Raw genomic sequence first — 20103 nt, forward strand, 5'->3', positions numbered from 1 at the left:
CAGACAGGAATGTTCATGATTAACGAAATTCAACACACCGCTGAAACCAAAATGCAGAAATCCCTTGAAGTATTGCGCGATAATCTGTCTAAAGTCCGCACAGGACGCGCGCATACCGGATTACTTGATCAGGTAGAAGTAGAATACTACGGAAGCATGGTTTCAGTTAGTCAGGTTGCCAGCGTAACCTTGCTGGATGCACGTACCATTGGGGTTAAACCCTATGAAAGCAAAATGGCAGCCGTTATCGAAAAGGCAATCCGCAACTCCAATCTGGGTTTGAATCCAGCAGCCATGGGTGATTTAATTCGGGTGCCAATGCCAATGCTCACTGAAGAGCGGCGTAAAGATTTGATAAAAGTAGTCCGTGGCGAAGTGGAAGATGGCCGGGTAGTAGTCCGTAATGTCCGCCGTGATGCCAATAATGACCTCAAACGTCTGCTTAAGGACAAGGAAATCAGTGAGGATGAAGCACACCGTGGCGAAGAAGGCATTCAGAAACTTACCGATAAATACATTGCTGAAATTGATAAAATGTTGGCCACCAAAGAGGCCGACCTGATGGCAATCTAAACCTTTTAATCGACGTAAAGGATGTGTTTTGACTACCAGTAGTACCCAAAGCGTACCTGATCACACTGAAATTCCGCGTCACATAGCCGTTATCATGGATGGTAACGGACGCTGGGCTAAAAAGCGTTTTATGCCGCGTATCATGGGGCATAAAAAAGGTCTGGAAATGCTAGAAGAAATGACAGCCAACTGCGCTCGTATGGGCGTAGAGTATCTGACTGTCTTTGCTTTTTCTACCGAAAACTGGCGTCGCCCGGTTGATGAAGTTAATTTTCTGATGAACCTGTTTTTGCAATCATTGCAAAAACGGGTACAAAGACTGCATAAAAATAACCTGCGTCTGCGTGTCATTGGCGATCGTAGCCGTTTTGCAGCAGAAATCGTGCGTGGTATTGAAGAAGCCGAAGCATTAACAGCCGCTAATACTGGCCTTACGCTCACAATCGCAGCCGATTATGGTGGCCGCTGGGATATTTTGCAGGCAGTCAATCAAGCTATTGCGGCTGGTGCCACCGAGCTGACTGAGACCAGTATTCTACCGTATCTGTCACTTGGTGATGCTCCGGAGCCGGATCTGTTTATCCGTACTGGTGGTGAAACCCGCATCAGTAATTTTCTTTTATGGCAACTGGCTTATACCGAGTTGTATTTCACACCGGTTTTGTGGCCTGACTTTGACGAATCCCAGCTAGACACTGCTATTCGCTCCTATCAGGTGCGGGAGCGACGGTTTGGCAGAACTTCGGAGCAGTTGCCTCTTACCCAACAGCGTCCCTGATTTTATGCTCAAACAACGTATTCTCACTGCTCTGGTTTTATTGCCCCTAATGATAGGTATGTTGTTTGGGGCCAACAACAGTTTATGGGTTGCTTTCAGCGGTTTGATCGCATTACTGGCATTATGGGAATATGCCCGTATTGTTCATTTTTCTAGTATCCAGAACGCCCTCTATCTGCTATTGAGTGCAGCAGGGGGTTGTTGTCTTTATTTTTATTGTCAACAGACTGCATTGCCACTATGGATACAGATAACAGTACTGCTGTTTTGGCTGATTATCGTACCAGTCTGGCTAAAATTTAAATGGAAAATTAGAGCAAACCTGTTTGGTATCCTGATAGGCTGGCTGTTAATGGTACCTTTCTGGCAAGCTTTAATATCCCTGCGGCCAGATACCACAGCAGCTACTGCTCTGCTATCCATCATGGCACTGGTGTGGATTGCCGATATTGCAGCCTATTTTGTCGGCAGGGCTGTGGGTAAACGCAAACTGGCACCGACAATCAGCCCGAATAAAAGCTGGGAAGGTGCCATTGGCGCAGTTATCTGCGTTGCTATCTATACAGTTGTCCTGCAACAGCAAAGCTGGCTGCCCATTACCTTGCCTTGGTGGCAAAATCTTTGTCTGGCGGTGATTCTGACTGCTGTGAGTATCTGCGGCGATTTACTGGAAAGCTGGCTCAAGCGTGCCGGAGGTGTAAAAGACAGCAGCCAGCTTTTACCCGGCCATGGCGGGGTGTTTGACCGAGTAGATTCCCTGATTGCCGTACTAAGCGTTTATGCAGCCTTACTGGCCTGTTTTAGTGTAAAGTGATTTCCTGATGAGTGGTTGTAATCCAACGTCCATAACCATCCTGGGGGCTACCGGAAGTATTGGCCTGAATACTCTGGATGTTATTGCCCGACATCCCGAACGATTTGCTGTTTTCGCGTTAACTGCACACCAGCAAATTGATCGTCTGGCAGAATTATGTATTCGTTTTCAGCCAGTTTATGCTGTAGTTGCCTCAGCAACACAGGTAAGTGCCCTGCAAGTACAATTACAGGCTGCCGCTGTGACTACTGAGGTATTATTTGGTGAGCAGGCCCTGTGTGATGTCGCTCAGGCCAGTGAAACTGATGCAGTCATGGCTGCCATCGTCGGTGCTGCCGGGTTAAAACCAACTCTGGCCGCGGCCAAAGCAGGTAAAACCATTTATCTGGCAAACAAAGAAACTCTGGTAGTTGCCGGTGCATTATTTATGCAAACTGTACAGCAAAATGGTGCGCGCCTGTTACCGGTTGACAGTGAGCACAATGCCATTTTTCAGGCTTTGCCGGCAGATTATCAGGGTGATTTGGAGCAGGCTGGAGTGGCTTCGCTGATTTTAACTGCATCAGGCGGTCCTTTCCTGCATACCCCACTGGCAGATTTTGCTGCCATTACTCCAGAAGCCGCAATACAGCATCCCAATTGGCAAATGGGGCGCAAAATTTCCGTTGATTCAGCCAGCATGATGAACAAGGGGCTGGAGTTGATTGAGGCACGCTGGCTATTTAATGCCGCTGCCGAACGGCTGGAAGTAGTCCTCCATCCGCAAAGTGTGATACACAGTATGGTACGCTACATAGATGGCTCAGTGCTGGCACAAATGGGTGAGCCGGATATGCGTATTCCGATTGCACATTGCCTGGGATTGCCAGACAGAATTGATTCAGGGGTGAAACAGCTAGATTTCACCCGTTTAAGTGGCTTAAACTTTCTAGCACCAGATTTTGTACGCTTCCCATGTCTGAAACTGGCCTATGATGTATTGCACAGCAGCCACGCTGCCAGCTCCTGTATACTGAACGCCGCCAATGAAATTGCAGTGGCTGCCTTTTTGGACGGGCTTATTCGCTTTACCGAACTGGCATCAGTAGTAGACAACTGTCTACAGCACTTTAGTGGGCAGCCCGCCTCATCTATTGAGGAGCTCCTGCAATTGGATGGGCAAGTGCGTAGTGCAGCAACAACATGGGTAGCTAGCCGAGCTGCCAGATAAGAACAGGATAAACCATGTTATTAACCATAGTTGCTTTTATCGTAGCGATTTTACTGCTGGTAAGTTTGCATGAATTAGGCCATCTGGTTGTAGCACGCTGGTGTGGTGTTAAAGTACTGCGCTTTAGCATAGGTTTTGGTAAGCCATTTTTTTGCGTCAAACGTGCCAATATCGAATGGTGTCTGGCACCAATCCCACTCGGTGGCTATGTCAAAATGGTTGATACCCGTGAAGGTGAGGTCAGTGAGGCCGATTTGCCTTACGCTTTTGACCGGCAACACCCGCTGAAACGTATTGCAATCGTCGTTGCTGGTCCACTAACCAATCTGATGCTGGCCGTATTGCTATATGCTGCCAGTTTCAGTGTAGGCGGTATTACTCAGATTCGGCCATGGATTGGCATGGTTGAACCGGCAAGCGTAGCGGCAGAAGCCGGCTTTCAACCGGATGACCGCATCGTTAAGGTGAATGGACAGGCCGTAACCGACTGGACAGATGCCCAGGCAAAAATCATGCTGAATCTGGATGGTGGTAAAGTTCAGGTTGACGTCATTACTGCTGCAGGACATTCCGGACAGCGGCAGCTAAATATCGCCGGTACAGATGCCGCAGATAATGTTGCCAAAACCGGTTATCTGGGTATCATGCCATTTAAAGTTATCAACCAGATAGGCATGGTTGTACCCGATAGCGTTGCAGCAAAAGCTGGCTTGCGTCCCGGTGATATCCTGTTAACCATTAACGGCCGCAAACTCACAGGCTGGCAGGACTGGGTGGATAGCATCCGTGCCAGTGCCGGTGCTAAACTGGATATTACTTATCAGCGCAACGGGCAGACCCTGCAAACCAGTTTGCGACCCGCCTCAGTAGTGGAAAATGGTACTATTATCGGACAGGTTGGCGTAGGTGCCATGCGCGATAAAGCATGGGATACCCAGATTCGCCAGCATTATCAGCCCGGCTTTTTTCAATCAGTACAACTGGCTATGCAGCGTACTTGGGATTACATTACACTAACCCTTTCCATGTTTGCCAAATTACTCACCGGTCAGGCATCGCTGCATTATCTTTCCGGTCCTTTAACTATCGCTGATGTAGCTGGCAAAACCGCAGCCATGGGCTGGCAGAGCTATACAGAATTTCTGGCACTCGTTAGCGTGAGCCTTGGTGTACTGAATTTATTACCCATTCCCGTGTTAGACGGGGGGCATTTACTGTATTATGCGATCGAATGGATTCGCGGTAAGCCTCTGAGTTTACGTATACAAGAAATAGGACTACGTTTTGGTATCGCTGCCATGTTAATGTTGATGCTGGTGGCTTTCTTCAATGATATTACCCGCTTGTTTGGATGAATGATGAAATTAAAGCAGATTACTGTCAGTTTAATGGCTCTGGGCCTGTCTTCACTGGCGTTGGCAGTCGAACCGTTTACCATAAAAGACATTCGGGTAGAGGGTTTGCAGCGCACCGCACCGACAACCGTTTTCAGTTACCTGCCAGTTAAAATTGGTGATACTTTCACCGATGTCGAAGGTGAAGACATTATTAAAAGATTATATGCCACAGGCTTCTTTGATGATGTCCGGGTTGAGACTATGGGCAATCAGGTTTTGTTAACCGTAGTTGAACGGCCGATTATCAGCAATTTCGATGTTACCGGTGGCAAGTCAATCAACAACAACGACATCAAGAAAAATCTGAGTAGCTTTGGTTTAGGGCAATCACGCGTGTTTAATCCGGCGACACTGGAGCAGGCCATACTCGGTTTGCAGGATGCATATCGTCAGCGCGGTAAGAATGCCGTGAAAATTACACCTAAAGTTACCCGGCTGGAACGTAATCGTGTTGCGCTCGAACTGAACATTGACGAAGGTTCAACCACAACCATCAAATCCATCAATTTTAGTGGTAACAAACAGTTCTCAGCACATACCTTGCGCAAACAGATGTCACTGAGCCAGAAAAGCTGGACAAGCTGGCTAACCAGAGATGACCGTTATTCCGATACCCAGTTACAGCAGGACCTGGATAAAATCAATAATTATTATCAAGATCATGGCTATCTGAATTTTCGCATTGCTGATGTCAAAATGAACAATAGCGAAGACAAAGCGCAGCGGATGATTAATATCACGGTGGATGAGGGCGCCCGTTACCGCTGGGGTAAAGTAACCATTGGCGGCGATACTCGCGAAGTACCGGCAGAATCATTACAGAAGCTGGTTAAAATCAAACAGGGCAAATGGTATAACCGCGCACAGTTGATTGATGTCATCAAGGCAATTCAGGAAAAAATGGGCAGTTCAGGCTATGCCTTCTGCCAGGTTAATGTTCGTCCGGTGCCTGATGAAAACACCCATGTTGTCGATTTCGTCCTGAACGTAGTACCAGATCGGAAAGTATACGTTAATCAGATCAATATCACCGGTAACAACAAAACCCGCGATGAAGTATTGCGGCGTGAGTTGCGGCAAATGGAGCGCGCTCCGTATGATGTATCTAAAATTAACCGTTCCAAAGAGCGCATTCAACAACTGGGCTACTTTGATAATGCTGAGGTAGATGTTAAGCCCGTGGCAGGTACACCCGATCAGGTAGATCTGGATATGAGCGTCAAAGAACGTTCAACCGGTTCCATCAATGTCGGTGCAGGCTGGGCACAAGATGATGGTTTGCTGCTGTCAGCAGGTATTTCACAGGATAACCTGTTTGGTACCGGTAAATCTGCCAGCCTGCAATTATCCCGTTCCAAGGTTAATCAGGTTGCCGCCTTGTCATTTACCGATCCGTATTTTACCCCCGATGGTGTAAGTCTGGGTTACAACATGTACTATCGTGGTTACAACCCCAGTAAATCCGATAGTAACTCCATGGATTACAAAACCACCACCATCGGTGCAGCCATGACTATGGGTGTGCCAATTACTGAATACGATCGGGTGAATTTCAGCCTTGGCGCCGAGCATCTGGCCGTAAACCTGTATGGTGATTACGCACCGCAACGTTATGCTGAGTTTGTGCAGAAATATGGTAAAGATAACTGGATATTCAAAGGTACCGTAGGCTGGGGGCGCAATACCACTGACAGTGCATTATGGCCTACTCGCGGCTACATAATGAATGCTAATATAGACAGCGGTTTACCTGGCGGTGATTTACTATATTACAGAATCAACCACGATCAACGCTGGTATTTCCCATTAAGTAAAAACTTCACCATCATGCTATATGGCCAGCTCGGTTATGCAGACGGCTATGGTAAAACCAAAGATTTACCATTTATGTATGCCTTTAGTGGTGGTGGTTTAGGTTCAGTCCGTGGTTATGAATCCGGTACACTCGGTCCCAAATATTTCAATCGCTACAGTGATGGTTCTTACAGCAGTGATTCCAGCAGTTATGGTGGTAATTACACTGCTAATGCAACTGCGGAGCTGTTATTTCCGTTTCCGGGAATTAAAGACCAGCATACCGTCCGTCTAAGTATGTTTGCTGATGCCGGTAGCGTATGGGATAACAAAACCTACAACTACCAAAATGAAAAGGATCCCTATGGTGGCTCCAAAGCACACAAATCCAGCTTTGGTAACGAAGTGCGTTACTCCGCAGGTTTGGCTGTTACCTGGTTATCGCCGATGGGACCTCTGAAATTCAGTTATGCCTATCCGATTCACAAAAAACCGGAAGACCAGTTGCAACGCTTCCAGTTCCAGTTAGGAACCACGTTCTAATCGTAGTCAGATAAGGACAAATTCATGCTTAAAAAAATTGTCTTAACATTTGCTGCTACCCTGCTTTCCTGTACTCTGGCATGGGCAGAAAGCATACAAAAACTTGGCTTTATTGATACCAGCCGGGTTTATCAGCAATCTATTCAGGCGCAGTCCATCCAGAAAGATTTGGATAAAGAATTTGCACCACGGCAGAAAAAACTGCAAGCCATGCAAACTGAAGGCCTGAAACTCAAAGAAGCAATTGAGTCCGGCAAAATTCCTGTGACAGAACGGGAAGTAAAAATCAAACAGATGTTGCAAATGGATCAGCAGTATAAAGAAGCGGCGGCTGAACTGGCAGAAGATTACAACCTGCGCCGCAATGAAGAATTTGCCTCACTCCAGCAAAATGCCAATAAAGTCATTATCGATATGGCACGGAAAGAGGGTTATGACCTTATCATTCAGGATGCCATATTTGTCAACAGCAAATTTGACATCACTGATGCCGTTATCAAAGCATTAAATGCACAAAAACAGTAAGGCAGAATCATGGCAGTGAATCAGATAACCGCCACAGCTCTGGTTGAACAACTGGGCGGACAATTGCGTGGTGATGATGTCATTATTACCAGCATAACCTCATTGCAACAGGCGCAGGCGCATGATATCAGCTTCCTGAGTAATCCTCGCCTGCGTGCTGAAGCCATTGCCAGCCATGCTGGTGTATTAATTGTTACCGAAAAATCTGCTGAAGTTTTAGCTGGCCGTTCCCTAATTATCACCGACGATCCCTATCTTTACTTTGCGCGTGTTGCGCGTCTGTTTCATCCACGCCCGCAGTCCAAAGCAAGTATCCATCCCAGTGCAGTTATTGCTCCAACAGCACAAATTGCAGCCAGTTGTGAAATTGGTGCCCATGTAGTTATTGGAGAGCACTGTGTCATTGGTGAAAACACGCGTATTCTGGCTGGTACAGTCATTGAAGAAAACTGTACATTAGGCAATGATTGTATTATTCATGCCAACGTAACCATTTATCATGGCTGCCAGCTGGGTAACCGGGTAGAGCTACATTCCGGTTGTGTTATTGGTGCCGATGGGTTTGGTTTTGCCTGGGACAAACAGAAAAACGAGTGGTTTAAAATTGTTCAGACCGGCTGCGTAGTTCTGGGCGATGATGTTGAAATCGGAGCCAATACCACAATTGACCGCGGTGCTATTGAAAACACCGTTATTGAAAACGATGCCAAAATTGATAATCAGGTGATGATTGGACATAACGGCAAAATCGGTGCTCATGTAGCTATTGTGGCCTGCACCGGCATTGCCGGTAGCACAGAAGTGGGCGCTTATTCCGTTATTGGTGGCGCAGCGATGATTGGCGGTCATTTAAACATACCGCCAAAAACAACCATCGGCGCTGCTACTGCCGTGAGTCACAGTATCAAGGAAAGTGGCCATTACGCTTCTATATTCCCATTACAAAAACACAGTGACTGGGTAAAGAATGCGGCACATATTCGTCATTTACACGAAATGCACCAGAAAATAAAAGCATTGGAACACAAATTAGCCGAGTTGAACGGCAATTCATCAAACCAACAGGATTAAAGCAATGGATTGGTCTTTACCTCTAGACGTTCGTACCTTACAAAAATTATTGCCTCACCGCTATCCATTTTTACTGATTGACCGTGTTACCGCTTACGATAGCGAAGCCATGACGCTGAGTGCAATCAAAAATGTAACCACTAATGAACCCTTTTTTCTGGGGCATTTTCCCGATTTTCCAGTTATGCCCGGCGTTCTGATTATCGAAGCCATGGCACAGGCTTGTGGCACACTGGCCATTCTTAGCCATGGTGGCCGTGACGATGATGAAATTTATTTCTTCGTGGGTATTGATAACGCCCGTTTCAAACGTCAGGTTATACCAGGTGATCAGCTTAGATTTGAAGTAAAATTATTGGCAAACAAACGCGATATCGGCAAATTCAAAGCTACTGCATGGGTAGAAAATCAGATTGCAGCTGAGGCCGAAATCATGTGTGCCAAACGCAAGGTAGACAAGTAAAGGCTACCCATAGCCACACAATACAATAGATTAAGTGCATAAGTGCATAAGTGCATAAGTGCACAACTGAAATATTAATCACATATGATTAAACTGGTCGTTAAACCACGACTGTAGGAAATATACATGACGCAGATTCACCCCACAGCCATTATTGATCCCAAAGCCGAACTCGATAGTAGCGTATCTGTGGGTGCTTATACCGTAATTGGTGCCAATGTGCAGATTGGTGCCGATACCGATATCGGATCGCATGTTGTTATAGATGGGCATACCACTATTGGAACAGGCAACCGGATTTTTCAGTTTGCTTCACTGGGGGCAATTCCACAGGACAAAAAATACCGTGGCGAACCTACCAGACTGATTATTGGTAACAACAACACCATCCGAGAATTTACCACCTTCAATACCGGTACCGTTACCGGTATTGGTGAAACCCGTGTAGGTAACAATAACTGGATCATGGCTTACGTTCATCTGGCTCATGATTGTGTTGTTGGCAACCATACAGTCTTTGCCAACAATGCATCCCTTGCCGGACATGTTGTCGTTGGTGATTATGTAATACTGGGCGGTTTCTCACTGGTACACCAATTTTGTAATATTGGCGACTATGCCATGACCGCATTCGCTGCTGGCGTACACAAAGATGTTCCGCCTTATGTAATGGCCGCCGGTTATCGCGCCGAACCTGCCGGGCTTAATACCGAAGGCTTACGCCGCCATAACTTTACAGCAGAACAAATTGCCAACATCAAACGCCTGTATAAAATACTTTATCGGCAGGGATTAAGTTATGCTGATGCCAAAGCCAGAATTATTGCAGAAGCAGATTCAGCCCCCGAATTACACGTGTTCAAAGAATTTTTTACCCACTCTACACGTGGCGTAATCCGCTAGAACAGGCCAAATAAAACAGGTAGATTGGCCAGAAGTTAATCTATCTGTTTTATCTATACAACCAGACTTCAATCAGACAAATATATTCTTCAGTATCAAATCAAGTTCAAAACTGAGCGCAAAAACATCCTATTATTTATATAGGTATATCTGAAACAATAATTTATATTCAAAATCATATATCCAGATCATTTTCTCGGCAGAATATTTCTATTATTTTATTATAGTAAAATCTATTGAAACTAAACGTGCCTCTGAAAATTTAAAAGTAATTACAGCGTGGTTTGTCCCAACAAGTATCACCATATAAATAACATCTACAGTATCCAGTTGCACCATATCAATCCTGCACAGTATAATTAAATGGTAAAATGTTAATAACAAAGGAAAAATGAATGCTTCAATTCATAGCAAATATACTTGAGGAAATACTGGATATAATCCTTTCAATATTTTTACTGAGAAAATACAGGGAAGAAAAACAACTTCCACAACAGCCCATAGAGAAAGATGTTTATAACCACATCATATACTATTGGATTATTCCGACACTAATAGCAGGCATAGGTGTCATTATTTATATAATATTAACTTACTTCTTCCATGCTCAACTAAAAACAGTACTCTGCATATTATTAATATATTTTAGCGTAAGTATATATTTATATTTTAAAAGTGAAAAATGGTTTGACTGTTAAATATAGATTTAAGCAGACAAGAGCAACTCTCAAAATTACATTTGTATATTTAACTTAATCTGAAGTCATCCTATCCAAGTAACTCAAATCAGCATATTAATGTAATTTAGCGCCCATCTGAATAATAAATGGGGTACACAAAATATCATCTTTTATCAAACTGATTTGAAAAACGGACTTTCTCCTTAAGAAAGCCCATTAATATAGTCACGCTAGAAAGTATAGAGGCAAAGTAAACTTTAACAGTCTAAATCATCAATTAGCTCTTCTCACTTATCTTGCGTAACAAAGCCCACTTTCACCAGGCCAGCATTCCGGGCCGCTGCCAAAACCTGCGCAACATAATCATAAGCAACGTGTTTATCAGCAGCAATGGCCAGTACCACATCTGGATCAGCCTGTGCTTTCAGATGTAAATCATTCTGCAATTGTGCCAGCGAAAGAGTCTGATCACCTAATTTATATTGCCCGTCAGCCCCGATAGATAAACGTAATGGCGATTTAGGTTCCGCCTGTTGTGCAGGATTGGCAGTAGTAGGCAAAGTTAATGGAATAGAGTGAGTTAATACCGGCATCGTAATCATAAACACAATCAACAATACCAGCATTACATCAACCAGCGGCGTCACATTAATATCTGCTGATTCATGAACCTCATCATCACTGAAATGACCAAATGCCATCATTTAATCCCTATTATTCAATAACTGTGCATGTAAATCATGAGCAAAGCCATCAAGATCGCGACTTAAATTTTTCTTACTGCGTACCAAACCGTTATAAAACAACAATGCCGGAATAGCAGCAAATAAACCAATGGCTGTGGAAACCAATGCCTCACCAATTGGGCCAGCAACTGCAGCAATACTCATCTGCCCACTATGGCCAATATTAATTAAAGCATGATAAATACCCCACACAGTACCAAACAGACCAATAAATGGCGCACTCGAACTGATTGAAGCCAGTACAGTCAATCCGCTTTCATAGCGGCGCATAACCTGTTCCATACTATTGCGAATCTGGCTTGTGAGATACTGATTGAAAGGCATCGCTGCGGCCAATGAATGATTAGCTTTATCATGATAAAGCTTACTGGCATGCAAAGCATCACGTGTCAATAAAGCTACTGGCGACTGGTTATCTGCCAGCTCATGCTGCAACTGAGCCAGATTCTCAGCAGTGGCAAAACAACTTAATGCAGCGCGATTATCACGTTTAGCGCACCATAAACTCCAGCAGCGCACTAACGCAATAATCCAGGTCATAATGCTCATCAAGACAAGAATGGCTAAAACCGTCAGCAAAATCCAGCCACTCTGGGCATAAATTGAAGCAATATTACCGTCCATAAGAATAATTACCTTCAAAGTTAACAATGATTTAATTAAATCATTTCAAAATACAAAATTACATTACCATTATTGCTATCAATTAGATATTCTAAAAACCACATCAAAATGATATTTGTATGGAATCGGCATCCCGCCACGGGTAGCAGGCTTGAAACGATACCTCAATACCGCCTGCTTAGCTGAGCGGTCAAGACGGCTATAACCACTGCTTTTACTTATCACTACATCCTGTGCTTGACCATCTGCTGATACCGAAACAGTTAACCCTACAACGCCTTCTTCCCCATTACTCTTTGAATCAGCAGGATAAACCGGTTTTAATGCTGCCAGAAAACCACCCTGATATTCTTTTGGTACTACCAAACTGCCGCCAGCCTGATCCCCGCTACTTTTACCATTTGCAGATGTAGCTTCAGATTTTTCACTAGTATTTGCAGACGTTGGGCTCGAGACATTATTTACAGGTACAGGCGCTATTGGAGCAGTTTTTTCTACTGCTGGCGTTAATCTTGATTCATCCGCTTTCGGTGGAATAACCTTAAATTGACTTTCTGTCTTGGGCGCAACCACAGGCTTGATCAGTGATTTCTCGGGCATCATTTTTTTAGCCGGTGCTTTCACCGATTGCTTATGCACAACAGATTGCTGCGATTGTGGCTTGGAGGGAGCATCATCGACTGCCTGATTTGAACTCATGCCCAAATCAACAAAATTAAGTGTTTGCAGATTAATATCAATTTCTTGTTGTGCATGAACAGCCATTATTGCCCAAAATAGAACAGCATGCATTCCCAGTACGAGAACAACAATTAAAAAATTGACTTTACGTTGGTTTTCCATATTTTTGCCATGATAATAGAAACCATTATTATTTGCAATATAACTAAATACTAAAATCTTAAGACCGCCCTAACTGGGCCAAACTAAACAATTTACAAACTTATTAAAGCTTAAGTAAACTAGATTTTGAATCTAACTTATACATAGCAAAGCCATATTCAAGCATATTCCATCGCCTGACTATGTTTGAATTCTCAGTTATTAAAAAATTAGATATTTGATAAATATAAATTATATTGCTAAAGTTATAAGGCGCAGCTATTGCATATTCAACACCAATAACATTGTTTGGATAAATAATTAATTATGAATAACAGGAGAGACACATGAAAAAACAAATCATGGCAATCATGACAGCTTTTGCTGCTGCTCAGGCATTGGCAGCAACACCTACATTAAATTGGAGTATTCCAACTTCCAGCGTGATACAAAATATCACCTTTGCTATTACCATCAATCAGGCGGCACCCGTAGATGAATTTTATTTTGCCAATCAATTTGGCTTTACCGGAGGCGGAGGAATAGGCTATACCGGTATCCAGCCTACTACTAATGCCAGAGATGGTTCACGTCAATTCATGGTTTTATTCAGCAGCTTTCGTAAAGACACCATTGCCAGACACCCTAATTGCAAAGGTGGTGCAGATGGAGCCAGAAGTGGTGCAACCTGTCGCAAATATATACCAGGAGAGCTGGGCGACACCTTTACTTTTAGAGTACAAAAAGATGGCAATCTATTGATGGGCACCGTTACTAATAAGACTACCGGCCGTCGAGATATCATTGGGCAATGGGAAGTTAGCCCATCTGCCGGCAATCTGGCTAATAAACAAATATCGTGGATTGAAAATTACAAAATGAATAATCCATCATTCCATCTGACTTGCGACAAAAAAGGTTGGCCTTACTATGAAATTAAATTTTTGCCACCTACCGCCAACAACGACACCATCAAAGGTACTATTTCCACCCTATCCGGCGGTTCACAGGCCTGTCCAGGTGCCATTACCTGGCAACATGATGAAAGTGGAACATTAGTAAAAGGTGGCTATAAATAACATTCACGACTCAGCAACCTAAAAAGCACGCGTGAAAGCGTGCTTTTTAATTATTTAATTTATCAGTACACGTAGTCTTATTCAGAACCATAATTACAGTCAAAAGAAAGTATTGAATCAAGGGAAATAATATAAAATTGAATTTGCACTTAAAAATTATTTATAACCATAAAGATAACGATACAAATACAAATTAGGGCAGCTAATATCCCCATTTCCCAAAGCAGCCCAATATAGAAACCACTCATTGCAGAAACGACAATACCAAATAAAACTTTATTTCTTTATTTAAAGTGCGACTGATACAGAAAAGCCGAAAAACCGATACTAAATGGAGTCAAAAGCAGCCGGTAATGACTGTGGCGAAAGAAAAAGCGCGAAGATAAAAGGCAAAGGGGGTAAAAAGTGCTAAAAATAAAATCTTAAAAAACAGTCATATGATGAAATAATGAAAAATAAAAGGGGGAAGTAGTTGACATGATTTTGAGTGAGGCGTATAGTTCGCTTTCTTCGCTGATGACGCGACACGAAACGAACTAAACAGTTTAAAGTAGAACGCAGTCGAAAGCAACGCTCTTTAACAGAACAGATTACCGATAAGTGTGAGTGCGGATGAGCCTCACACTGATTCAGAGAGACGAGATATATAGACATATACTTGTCAATAACTTTGAAGCAGACCAGTGATTTCGGAGGGGACTTCGAGATTGCAACAAGCTAAGATTAAACATAAGAGTTTGATCCTGGCTCAGATTGAACGCTGGCGGCATGCTTTACACATGCAAGTCGAACGGCAGCACGGAGAGCTTGCTCTCTGGTGGCGAGTGGCGAACGGGTGAGTAATGCATCGGAACGTACCGAGTAATGGGGGATAACTGTCCGAAAGGATGGCTAATACCGCATACGCCCTGAGGGGGAAAGCGGGGGATCTTATGACCTCGCGTTATTTGAGCGGCCGATGTTGGATTAGCTAGTTGGTGGGGTAAAGGCCTACCAAGGCGACGATCCATAGCGGGTCTGAGAGGATGATCCGCCACATTGGGACTGAGACACGGCCCAAACTCCTACGGGAGGCAGCAGTGGGGAATTTTGGACAATGGGGGGAACCCTGATCCAGCCATGCCGCGTGTCTGAAGAAGGCCTTCGGGTTGTAAAGGACTTTTGTTAGGGAAGAAAAGCTGGGTGCTAATACCATCTAGTGCTGACGGTACCTAAAGAATAAGCACCGGCTAACTACGTGCCAGCAGCCGCGGTAATACGTAGGGTGCGAGCGTTAATCGGAATTACTGGGCGTAAAGCGAGCGCAGACGGTTAAATAAGTCAGATGTGAAATCCCCGAGCTCAACTTGGGACGTGCATTTGAAACTGTGTGACTAGAGTGTGTCAGAGGGAGGTAGAATTCCACGTGTAGCAGTGAAATGCGTAGAGATGTGGAGGAATACCGATGGCGAAGGCAGCCTCCTGGGATAACACTGACGTTCATGCTCGAAAGCGTGGGTAGCAAACAGGATTAGATACCCTGGTAGTCCACGCCCTAAACGATGACAATTAGCTGTTGGGGTACTAGATGCCTTAGTAGCGAAGCTAACGCGTGAAATTGTCCGCCTGGGGAGTACGGTCGCAAGATTAAAACTCAAAGGAATTGACGGGGACCCGCACAAGCGGTGGATGATGTGGATTAATTCGATGCAACGCGAAGAACCTTACCTGGTCTTGACATGTACGGAATCTCTTAGAGATAGGAGAGTGCCTTCGGGAACCGTAACACAGGTGCTGCATGGCTGTCGTCAGCTCGTGTCGTGAGATGTTGGGTTAAGTCCCGCAACGAGCGCAACCCTTGTCATTAGTTGCCATCATTAAGTTGGGCACTCTAATGAGACTGCCGGTGACAAACCGGAGGAAGGTGGGGATGACGTCAAGTCCTCATGGCCCTTATGACCAGGGCTTCACACGTCATACAATGGTCGGTACAGAGGGTAGCGAAGCCGCGAGGTGAAGCCAATCTCAGAAAGCCGATCGTAGTCCGGATTGCACTCTGCAACTCGAGTGCATGAAGTCGGAATCGCTAGTAATCGCAGGTCAGCATACTGCGGTGAATACGTTCCCGGGTCTTGTACACACCGCCCGTCACACCATGGGAGTGGGGGATACCAGAATTGGGTAGACTAACCGTAAGGAGGTCGCTTAACACGGTATGCTTCATGACTGGGGTGAAGTCGTAACAAGGTAGCCGTAGGGGAACCTGCGGCTGGATCACCTCCTTTCTAGAGAAAAGAAGAGGCTGATTCGCATTCACACTTATCGGTAAACTGAAAAGATGCGAGAAGAGACTGAATAAACTGGGTTTGTAGCTCAGCTGGTTAGAGCACACGCTTGATAAGCGTGGGGTCGGAGGTTCAAGTCCTCCCAGACCCACCACATATTTAAGGACGCGGGGGCATAGCTCAGTTGGTAGAGCACCTGCTTTGCAAGCAGGGGGTCATCGGTTCGATCCCGTTTGCCTCCACCACGACTCTGTAGGAAGAGGGAAGTTAAATCAGGATACTTTGGAAATTAAAGGTAGTTTAGTCTGAGTACAGACGAAGCAGAAGCTAGCTTTAATTTGCGAAGTAACGCATCGATCTTTAACAAATTGGAAAGCCGAAATCAACAAACAAAGATTGAGGCACAGGAATCGGAATCTGGAAACAGATGAAGAAGAAAGTGCTGAAAGAATTGGGTGATGATTGTATCGCTGAACAACGAAAACAAAAGGCGTTGTTCAGACAACCAAAGCAGTAAGCTTTATGAGAGTAAAGGCCTTAGTCATATTCACTAGTCAACGGTGGAGATGGCGAAGTCAAGAGGTTCTTGAAATGATAGAGTCAAGTGAATAAGTGCATCAGGTGGATGCCTTGGCGATGATAGGCGAAGAAGGACGTGTAAGCCTGCGAAAAGCGTGGGGGAGCTGGCAATAGAGCTGTGATCCCGCGATGTCCGAATGGGGAAACCCACCATGTATAAGCATGGTATCCTGCACTGAATCCATAGGTGCAGAGAAGCGAACCTGGAGAACTGAACCATCTAAGTACCCAGAGGAAAAGAAATCAACCGAGATTGCGCAAGTAGTGGCGAGCGAACGCGTAAGAGCCTGTATATGATAGCCACTGAGATAGAAGAACAAGCTGGGAAGCTTGGCCAAAGAGGGTGAAAGCCCCGTATTCGAAATTTCAGAGGTGGTACTAAGTATACGCAAAGTAGGGCGGGACACGCGAAATCCTGTCTGAAGATGGGGGGACCATCCTCCAAGGCTAAATACTCATCATCGACCGATAGTGAACCAGTACCGTGAGGGAAAGGCGAAAAGAACCCCGGGAGGGGAGTGAAATAGAACCTGAAACCTGATGCATACAAACAGTGGGAGCGGAGTAATCCGTGACTGCGTACCTTTTGTATAATGGGTCAACGACTTACATTCAGTAGCGAGCTTAACCGATTAGGGGAGGCGTAGGGAAACCGAGTCTTAATAGGGCGATTAGTTGCTGGGTGTAGACCCGAAACCGAGTGATCTATCCATGGCCAGGTTGAAGGTGCCGTAACAGGTACTGGAGGACCGAACCCACGCATGTTGCAAAATGCGGGGATGAGCTGTGGATAGGGGTGAAAGGCTAAACAAACTCGGAGATAGCTGGTTCTCCCCGAAAACTATTTAGGTAGTGCCTCGAGTAAGACACTGATGGGGGTAAAGCACTGTTATGGCTAGGGGGTCATTGCGACTTACCAACCCATGGCAAACTAAGAATACCATCAAGTGGTTCCTCGGGAGACAGACATCGGGTGCTAACGTCCGGTGTCAAGAGGGAAACAACCCAGACCGCCAGCTAAGGTCCCAAATGACAGATTAAGTGGTAAACGAAGTGGGAAGGCCGAGACAGCCAGGATGTTGGCTTAGAAGCAGCCATCATTTAAAGAAAGCGTAATAGCTCACTGGTCGAGTCGTCCTGCGCGGAAGATGTAACGGGGCTCAAATCTGTAACCGAAGCTGCGGATGTCAGATAACTGACATGGTAGGGGAGCGTTCTGTAGGCCGAAGAAGGTGTGTTGAGAAGCATGCTGGAGGTATCAGAAGTGCGAATGTTGACATGAGTAGCGATAAACAGGGTGAAAAGCCCTGTCGCCGAAAACCCAAGGTTTCCTACGCAACGTTCATCGGCGTAGGGTGAGTCGGCCCCTAAGGCAAGGCAGAGATGCGTAGTCGATGGGAAACAGGTTAATATTCCTGTACTTGATTCAAATGCGATGTGGGGACGGAGAAGGTTAGGTCATCGATCTGTTGGAATAGATCGTTTAAGCCGGTAGGTGGAGCACTTAGGCAAATCCGGGTGCTTAACACCGAGAAGTGATGACGAGTGTCTACGGACACGAAGTGACTGATACCACGCTTCCAGGAAAAGCCACTAAGCTACAGTTTGAATGAAACCGTACCGCAAACCGACACAGGTGGGTAGGATGAGAATTCTAAGGCGCTTGAGAGAACTCAGGAGAAGGAACTCGGCAAATTGATACCGTAACTTCGGGAGAAGGTATGCCTCTGATGGTTAAGGATTAACTCCGTAAGCCGTTAGAGGTCGCAGAGAATAGGTGGCTGCGACTGTTTAATAAAAACACAGCACTCTGCAAACACGAAAGTGGACGTATAGGGTGTGACGCCTGCCCGGTGCTGGAAGGTTAATTGAAGATGTGCAAGCATCGGATCGAAGCCCCAGTAAACGGCGGCCGTAACTATAACGGTCCTAAGGTAGCGAAATTCCTTGTCGGGTAAGTTCCGACCCGCACGAATGGCGTAACGATGGCCACACTGTCTCCTCCTGAGACTCAGCGAAGTTGAAATGGTTGTGAAGATGCAATCTCCCCGCTGCTAGACGGAAAGACCCCGTGAACCTTTACTGTAGCTTTGCATTGGACTTTGAAGTCACTTGTGTAGGATAGGTGGGAGGCTAAGAAGCAGAAACGCTAGTATCTGTGGAGCCGTCCTTGAAATACCACCCTGGTGACTTTGAGGTTCTAACCCGGATCCATCATCTGGATCGGGGACCGTGCATGGTAGGCAGTTTGACTGGGGCGGTCTCCTCCCAAAGAGTAACGGAGGAGTTCGAAGGTTACCTAGGTCCGGTCGGAAATCGGACTGATAGTACAATGGCACAAGGTAGCTTAACTGCGAGACCGACAAGTCGAGCAGGTGCGAAAGCAGGACATAGTGATCCGGTGGTTCTGAATGGAAGGGCCATCGCTCAACGGATAAAAGGTACTCCGGGGATAACAGGCTGATTCCGCCCAAGAGTTCATATCGACGGCGGAGTTTGGCACCTCGATGTCGGCTCATCACATCCTGGGGCTGTAGTCGGTCCCAAGGGTATGGCTGTTCGCCATTTAAAGTGGTACGTGAGCTGGGTTTAAAACGTCGTGAGACAGTTTGGTCCCTATCTGCAGTGGGCGTTGGAAGTTTGACGGGGGCTGCTCCTAGTACGAGAGGACCGGAGTGGACGAACCTCTGGTGTACCGGTTGTGACGCCAGTCGCATCGCCGGGTAGCTAAGTTCGGAAGAGATAAACGCTGAAAGCATCTAAGCGTGAAACTCGCCTGAAGATGAGACTTCCCTAGGGATTTAATCCCTCTAAAGAGACGTTCGAGACCAGGACGTTGATAGGTCGGGTGTGGAAGAGTGGTAACACTTGCAGCTAACCGATACTAATTGCTCGTGAGGCTTGACTCTATCATTTGAAGGACTTCATACATGAGAGCATGTACAGAAGAAATGATAAAAGCTTACTGATGAATACACATCACCAAGATTAAGGCTTTCTGATTTGACAGTTTAATGTCTGGCGGCCATAGCAGGTTGGTCCCACGCCTTCCCATCCCGAACAGGACCGTGAAACGACCTAGCGCCGATGATAGTATGGATGCCCATGTGAAAGTAGGACACCGCCAGACTCCCCATAAGAAGAACCCGGTTGAGAGATCAGCCGGGTTTCTTGCTTTGGCTAAAGGCTAGAAGGCAATGAATATAGATGCCTGCTAGCAAAACATAACAGCAGCCTT

Annotated in this window: 15 protein-coding genes, 2 tRNA genes and 3 rRNA genes; 17 read left to right on the plus strand and 3 right to left on the minus strand. The window is 45.6% G+C overall.

Features of this window, described 5'->3' with window-relative positions; genetic code table 11:
* The first annotated feature begins 15 nt into the window (after nucleotides 1–15).
* From frr to BGI33_RS05865, 11 genes are all read left to right on the plus strand, one after another.
* The gene (frr, locus tag BGI33_RS05815) at nucleotides 16–573 is read left to right on the plus strand and encodes a ribosome recycling factor (protein ID WP_100090360.1); all 558 of its coding nucleotides are present in this window, start codon (nucleotides 16–18) and stop codon (nucleotides 571–573) included.
* 28 nt (nucleotides 574–601) lie between these two features.
* Complete coding sequence (locus tag BGI33_RS05820; RefSeq protein ID WP_100090361.1) at nucleotides 602–1351, plus strand: isoprenyl transferase; 750 nt, start codon at nucleotides 602–604, stop codon at nucleotides 1349–1351.
* Between the two features lie 4 nt (nucleotides 1352–1355).
* Nucleotides 1356–2165: a phosphatidate cytidylyltransferase gene (locus BGI33_RS05825; protein ID WP_100090362.1), complete on the plus strand. Its 810-nt coding sequence runs from the start codon at nucleotides 1356–1358 to the stop codon at nucleotides 2163–2165.
* Between the two features lie 7 nt (nucleotides 2166–2172).
* A complete protein-coding gene (gene ispC, locus BGI33_RS05830) occupies nucleotides 2173–3375 on the plus strand; it encodes a 1-deoxy-D-xylulose-5-phosphate reductoisomerase (protein WP_100090363.1) in 1203 nt (400 codons plus the stop codon).
* A 14-nt stretch (nucleotides 3376–3389) separates the two neighbouring features.
* The gene (rseP, locus tag BGI33_RS05835) at nucleotides 3390–4730 is read left to right on the plus strand and encodes an RIP metalloprotease RseP (RefSeq protein WP_100090364.1); all 1341 of its coding nucleotides are present in this window, start codon (nucleotides 3390–3392) and stop codon (nucleotides 4728–4730) included.
* Between the two features lie 3 nt (nucleotides 4731–4733).
* On the plus strand, nucleotides 4734–7109 hold the full coding sequence (gene bamA, locus BGI33_RS05840) for an outer membrane protein assembly factor BamA (RefSeq protein ID WP_100090365.1): 2376 nt from the start codon (nucleotides 4734–4736) through the stop codon (nucleotides 7107–7109).
* 24 nt (nucleotides 7110–7133) lie between these two features.
* On the plus strand, nucleotides 7134–7634 hold the full coding sequence (locus BGI33_RS05845) for an OmpH family outer membrane protein (protein WP_100090366.1): 501 nt from the start codon (nucleotides 7134–7136) through the stop codon (nucleotides 7632–7634).
* A gap of 9 nt (nucleotides 7635–7643) precedes the next feature.
* Complete coding sequence (gene lpxD, locus BGI33_RS05850; RefSeq protein ID WP_100090367.1) at nucleotides 7644–8705, plus strand: UDP-3-O-(3-hydroxymyristoyl)glucosamine N-acyltransferase; 1062 nt, start codon at nucleotides 7644–7646, stop codon at nucleotides 8703–8705.
* A gap of 4 nt (nucleotides 8706–8709) precedes the next feature.
* Nucleotides 8710–9168 carry a 3-hydroxyacyl-ACP dehydratase FabZ gene (gene fabZ, locus BGI33_RS05855; protein ID WP_100090368.1) on the plus strand — a complete coding sequence of 153 codons (459 nt, stop codon included), beginning with the start codon at nucleotides 8710–8712 and terminating at the stop codon, nucleotides 9166–9168.
* Between the two features lie 126 nt (nucleotides 9169–9294).
* The gene (gene lpxA / locus BGI33_RS05860; protein WP_100090369.1) at nucleotides 9295–10071 is read left to right on the plus strand and encodes an acyl-ACP--UDP-N-acetylglucosamine O-acyltransferase; all 777 of its coding nucleotides are present in this window, start codon (nucleotides 9295–9297) and stop codon (nucleotides 10069–10071) included.
* 395 nt (nucleotides 10072–10466) lie between these two features.
* The gene (locus BGI33_RS05865) at nucleotides 10467–10769 is read left to right on the plus strand and encodes a hypothetical protein (RefSeq protein ID WP_093093342.1); all 303 of its coding nucleotides are present in this window, start codon (nucleotides 10467–10469) and stop codon (nucleotides 10767–10769) included.
* 269 nt (nucleotides 10770–11038) lie between these two features.
* Here BGI33_RS05865 and BGI33_RS05870 read toward each other — a convergent pair whose 3' ends face one another.
* The 3 genes from BGI33_RS05870 to BGI33_RS05880 all read right to left on the minus strand — a co-directional run bounded on the left by BGI33_RS05870 (nucleotide 11039) and on the right by BGI33_RS05880 (nucleotide 12964).
* Nucleotides 11039–11452, minus strand: coding sequence for an ExbD/TolR family protein (locus BGI33_RS05870; protein WP_100090373.1), 414 nt, complete (start codon nucleotides 11450–11452; stop codon nucleotides 11039–11041).
* 3 nt (nucleotides 11453–11455) lie between these two features.
* A complete protein-coding gene (locus tag BGI33_RS05875) occupies nucleotides 11456–12121 on the minus strand; it encodes a MotA/TolQ/ExbB proton channel family protein (protein WP_100090370.1) in 666 nt (221 codons plus the stop codon).
* Nucleotides 12122–12199: 78 nt separating this feature from the next.
* Nucleotides 12200–12964 carry an energy transducer TonB gene (locus BGI33_RS05880; RefSeq protein ID WP_100090371.1) on the minus strand — a complete coding sequence of 255 codons (765 nt, stop codon included), beginning with the start codon at nucleotides 12962–12964 and terminating at the stop codon, nucleotides 12200–12202.
* A 326-nt stretch (nucleotides 12965–13290) separates the two neighbouring features.
* On the opposite strand from BGI33_RS05880, the gene BGI33_RS05885 reads away from it, so the two are divergent.
* The 6 genes from BGI33_RS05885 to rrf all read left to right on the plus strand — a co-directional run bounded on the left by BGI33_RS05885 (nucleotide 13291) and on the right by rrf (nucleotide 19995).
* Nucleotides 13291–14022 (plus strand): DUF3472 domain-containing protein, encoded by a 732-nt coding sequence (locus tag BGI33_RS05885; protein WP_100090372.1) that lies wholly within the window; start codon nucleotides 13291–13293, stop codon nucleotides 14020–14022.
* A gap of 725 nt (nucleotides 14023–14747) precedes the next feature.
* Nucleotides 14748–16286, plus strand: a 16S ribosomal RNA gene (locus BGI33_RS05890).
* Nucleotides 16287–16363: 77 nt separating this feature from the next.
* Nucleotides 16364–16440 (plus strand) — tRNA-Ile (locus BGI33_RS05895).
* Between the two features lie 15 nt (nucleotides 16441–16455).
* Nucleotides 16456–16531, plus strand: a tRNA-Ala gene (locus BGI33_RS05900).
* 353 nt (nucleotides 16532–16884) lie between these two features.
* Nucleotides 16885–19774: ribosomal RNA gene (locus BGI33_RS05905) — 23S ribosomal RNA — on the plus strand.
* Nucleotides 19775–19882: 108 nt separating this feature from the next.
* Nucleotides 19883–19995: ribosomal RNA gene (gene rrf / locus BGI33_RS05910) — 5S ribosomal RNA — on the plus strand.
* Together the 16S, 23S and 5S rRNA genes with 2 tRNA genes alongside form the textbook arrangement of a ribosomal RNA operon.
* Nucleotides 19996–20103: the final 108 nt, after the last annotated feature.

The organism is Snodgrassella alvi, assembly GCF_002777425.1.
Lineage (GTDB): Bacteria > Pseudomonadota > Gammaproteobacteria > Burkholderiales > Neisseriaceae > Snodgrassella > Snodgrassella alvi_B.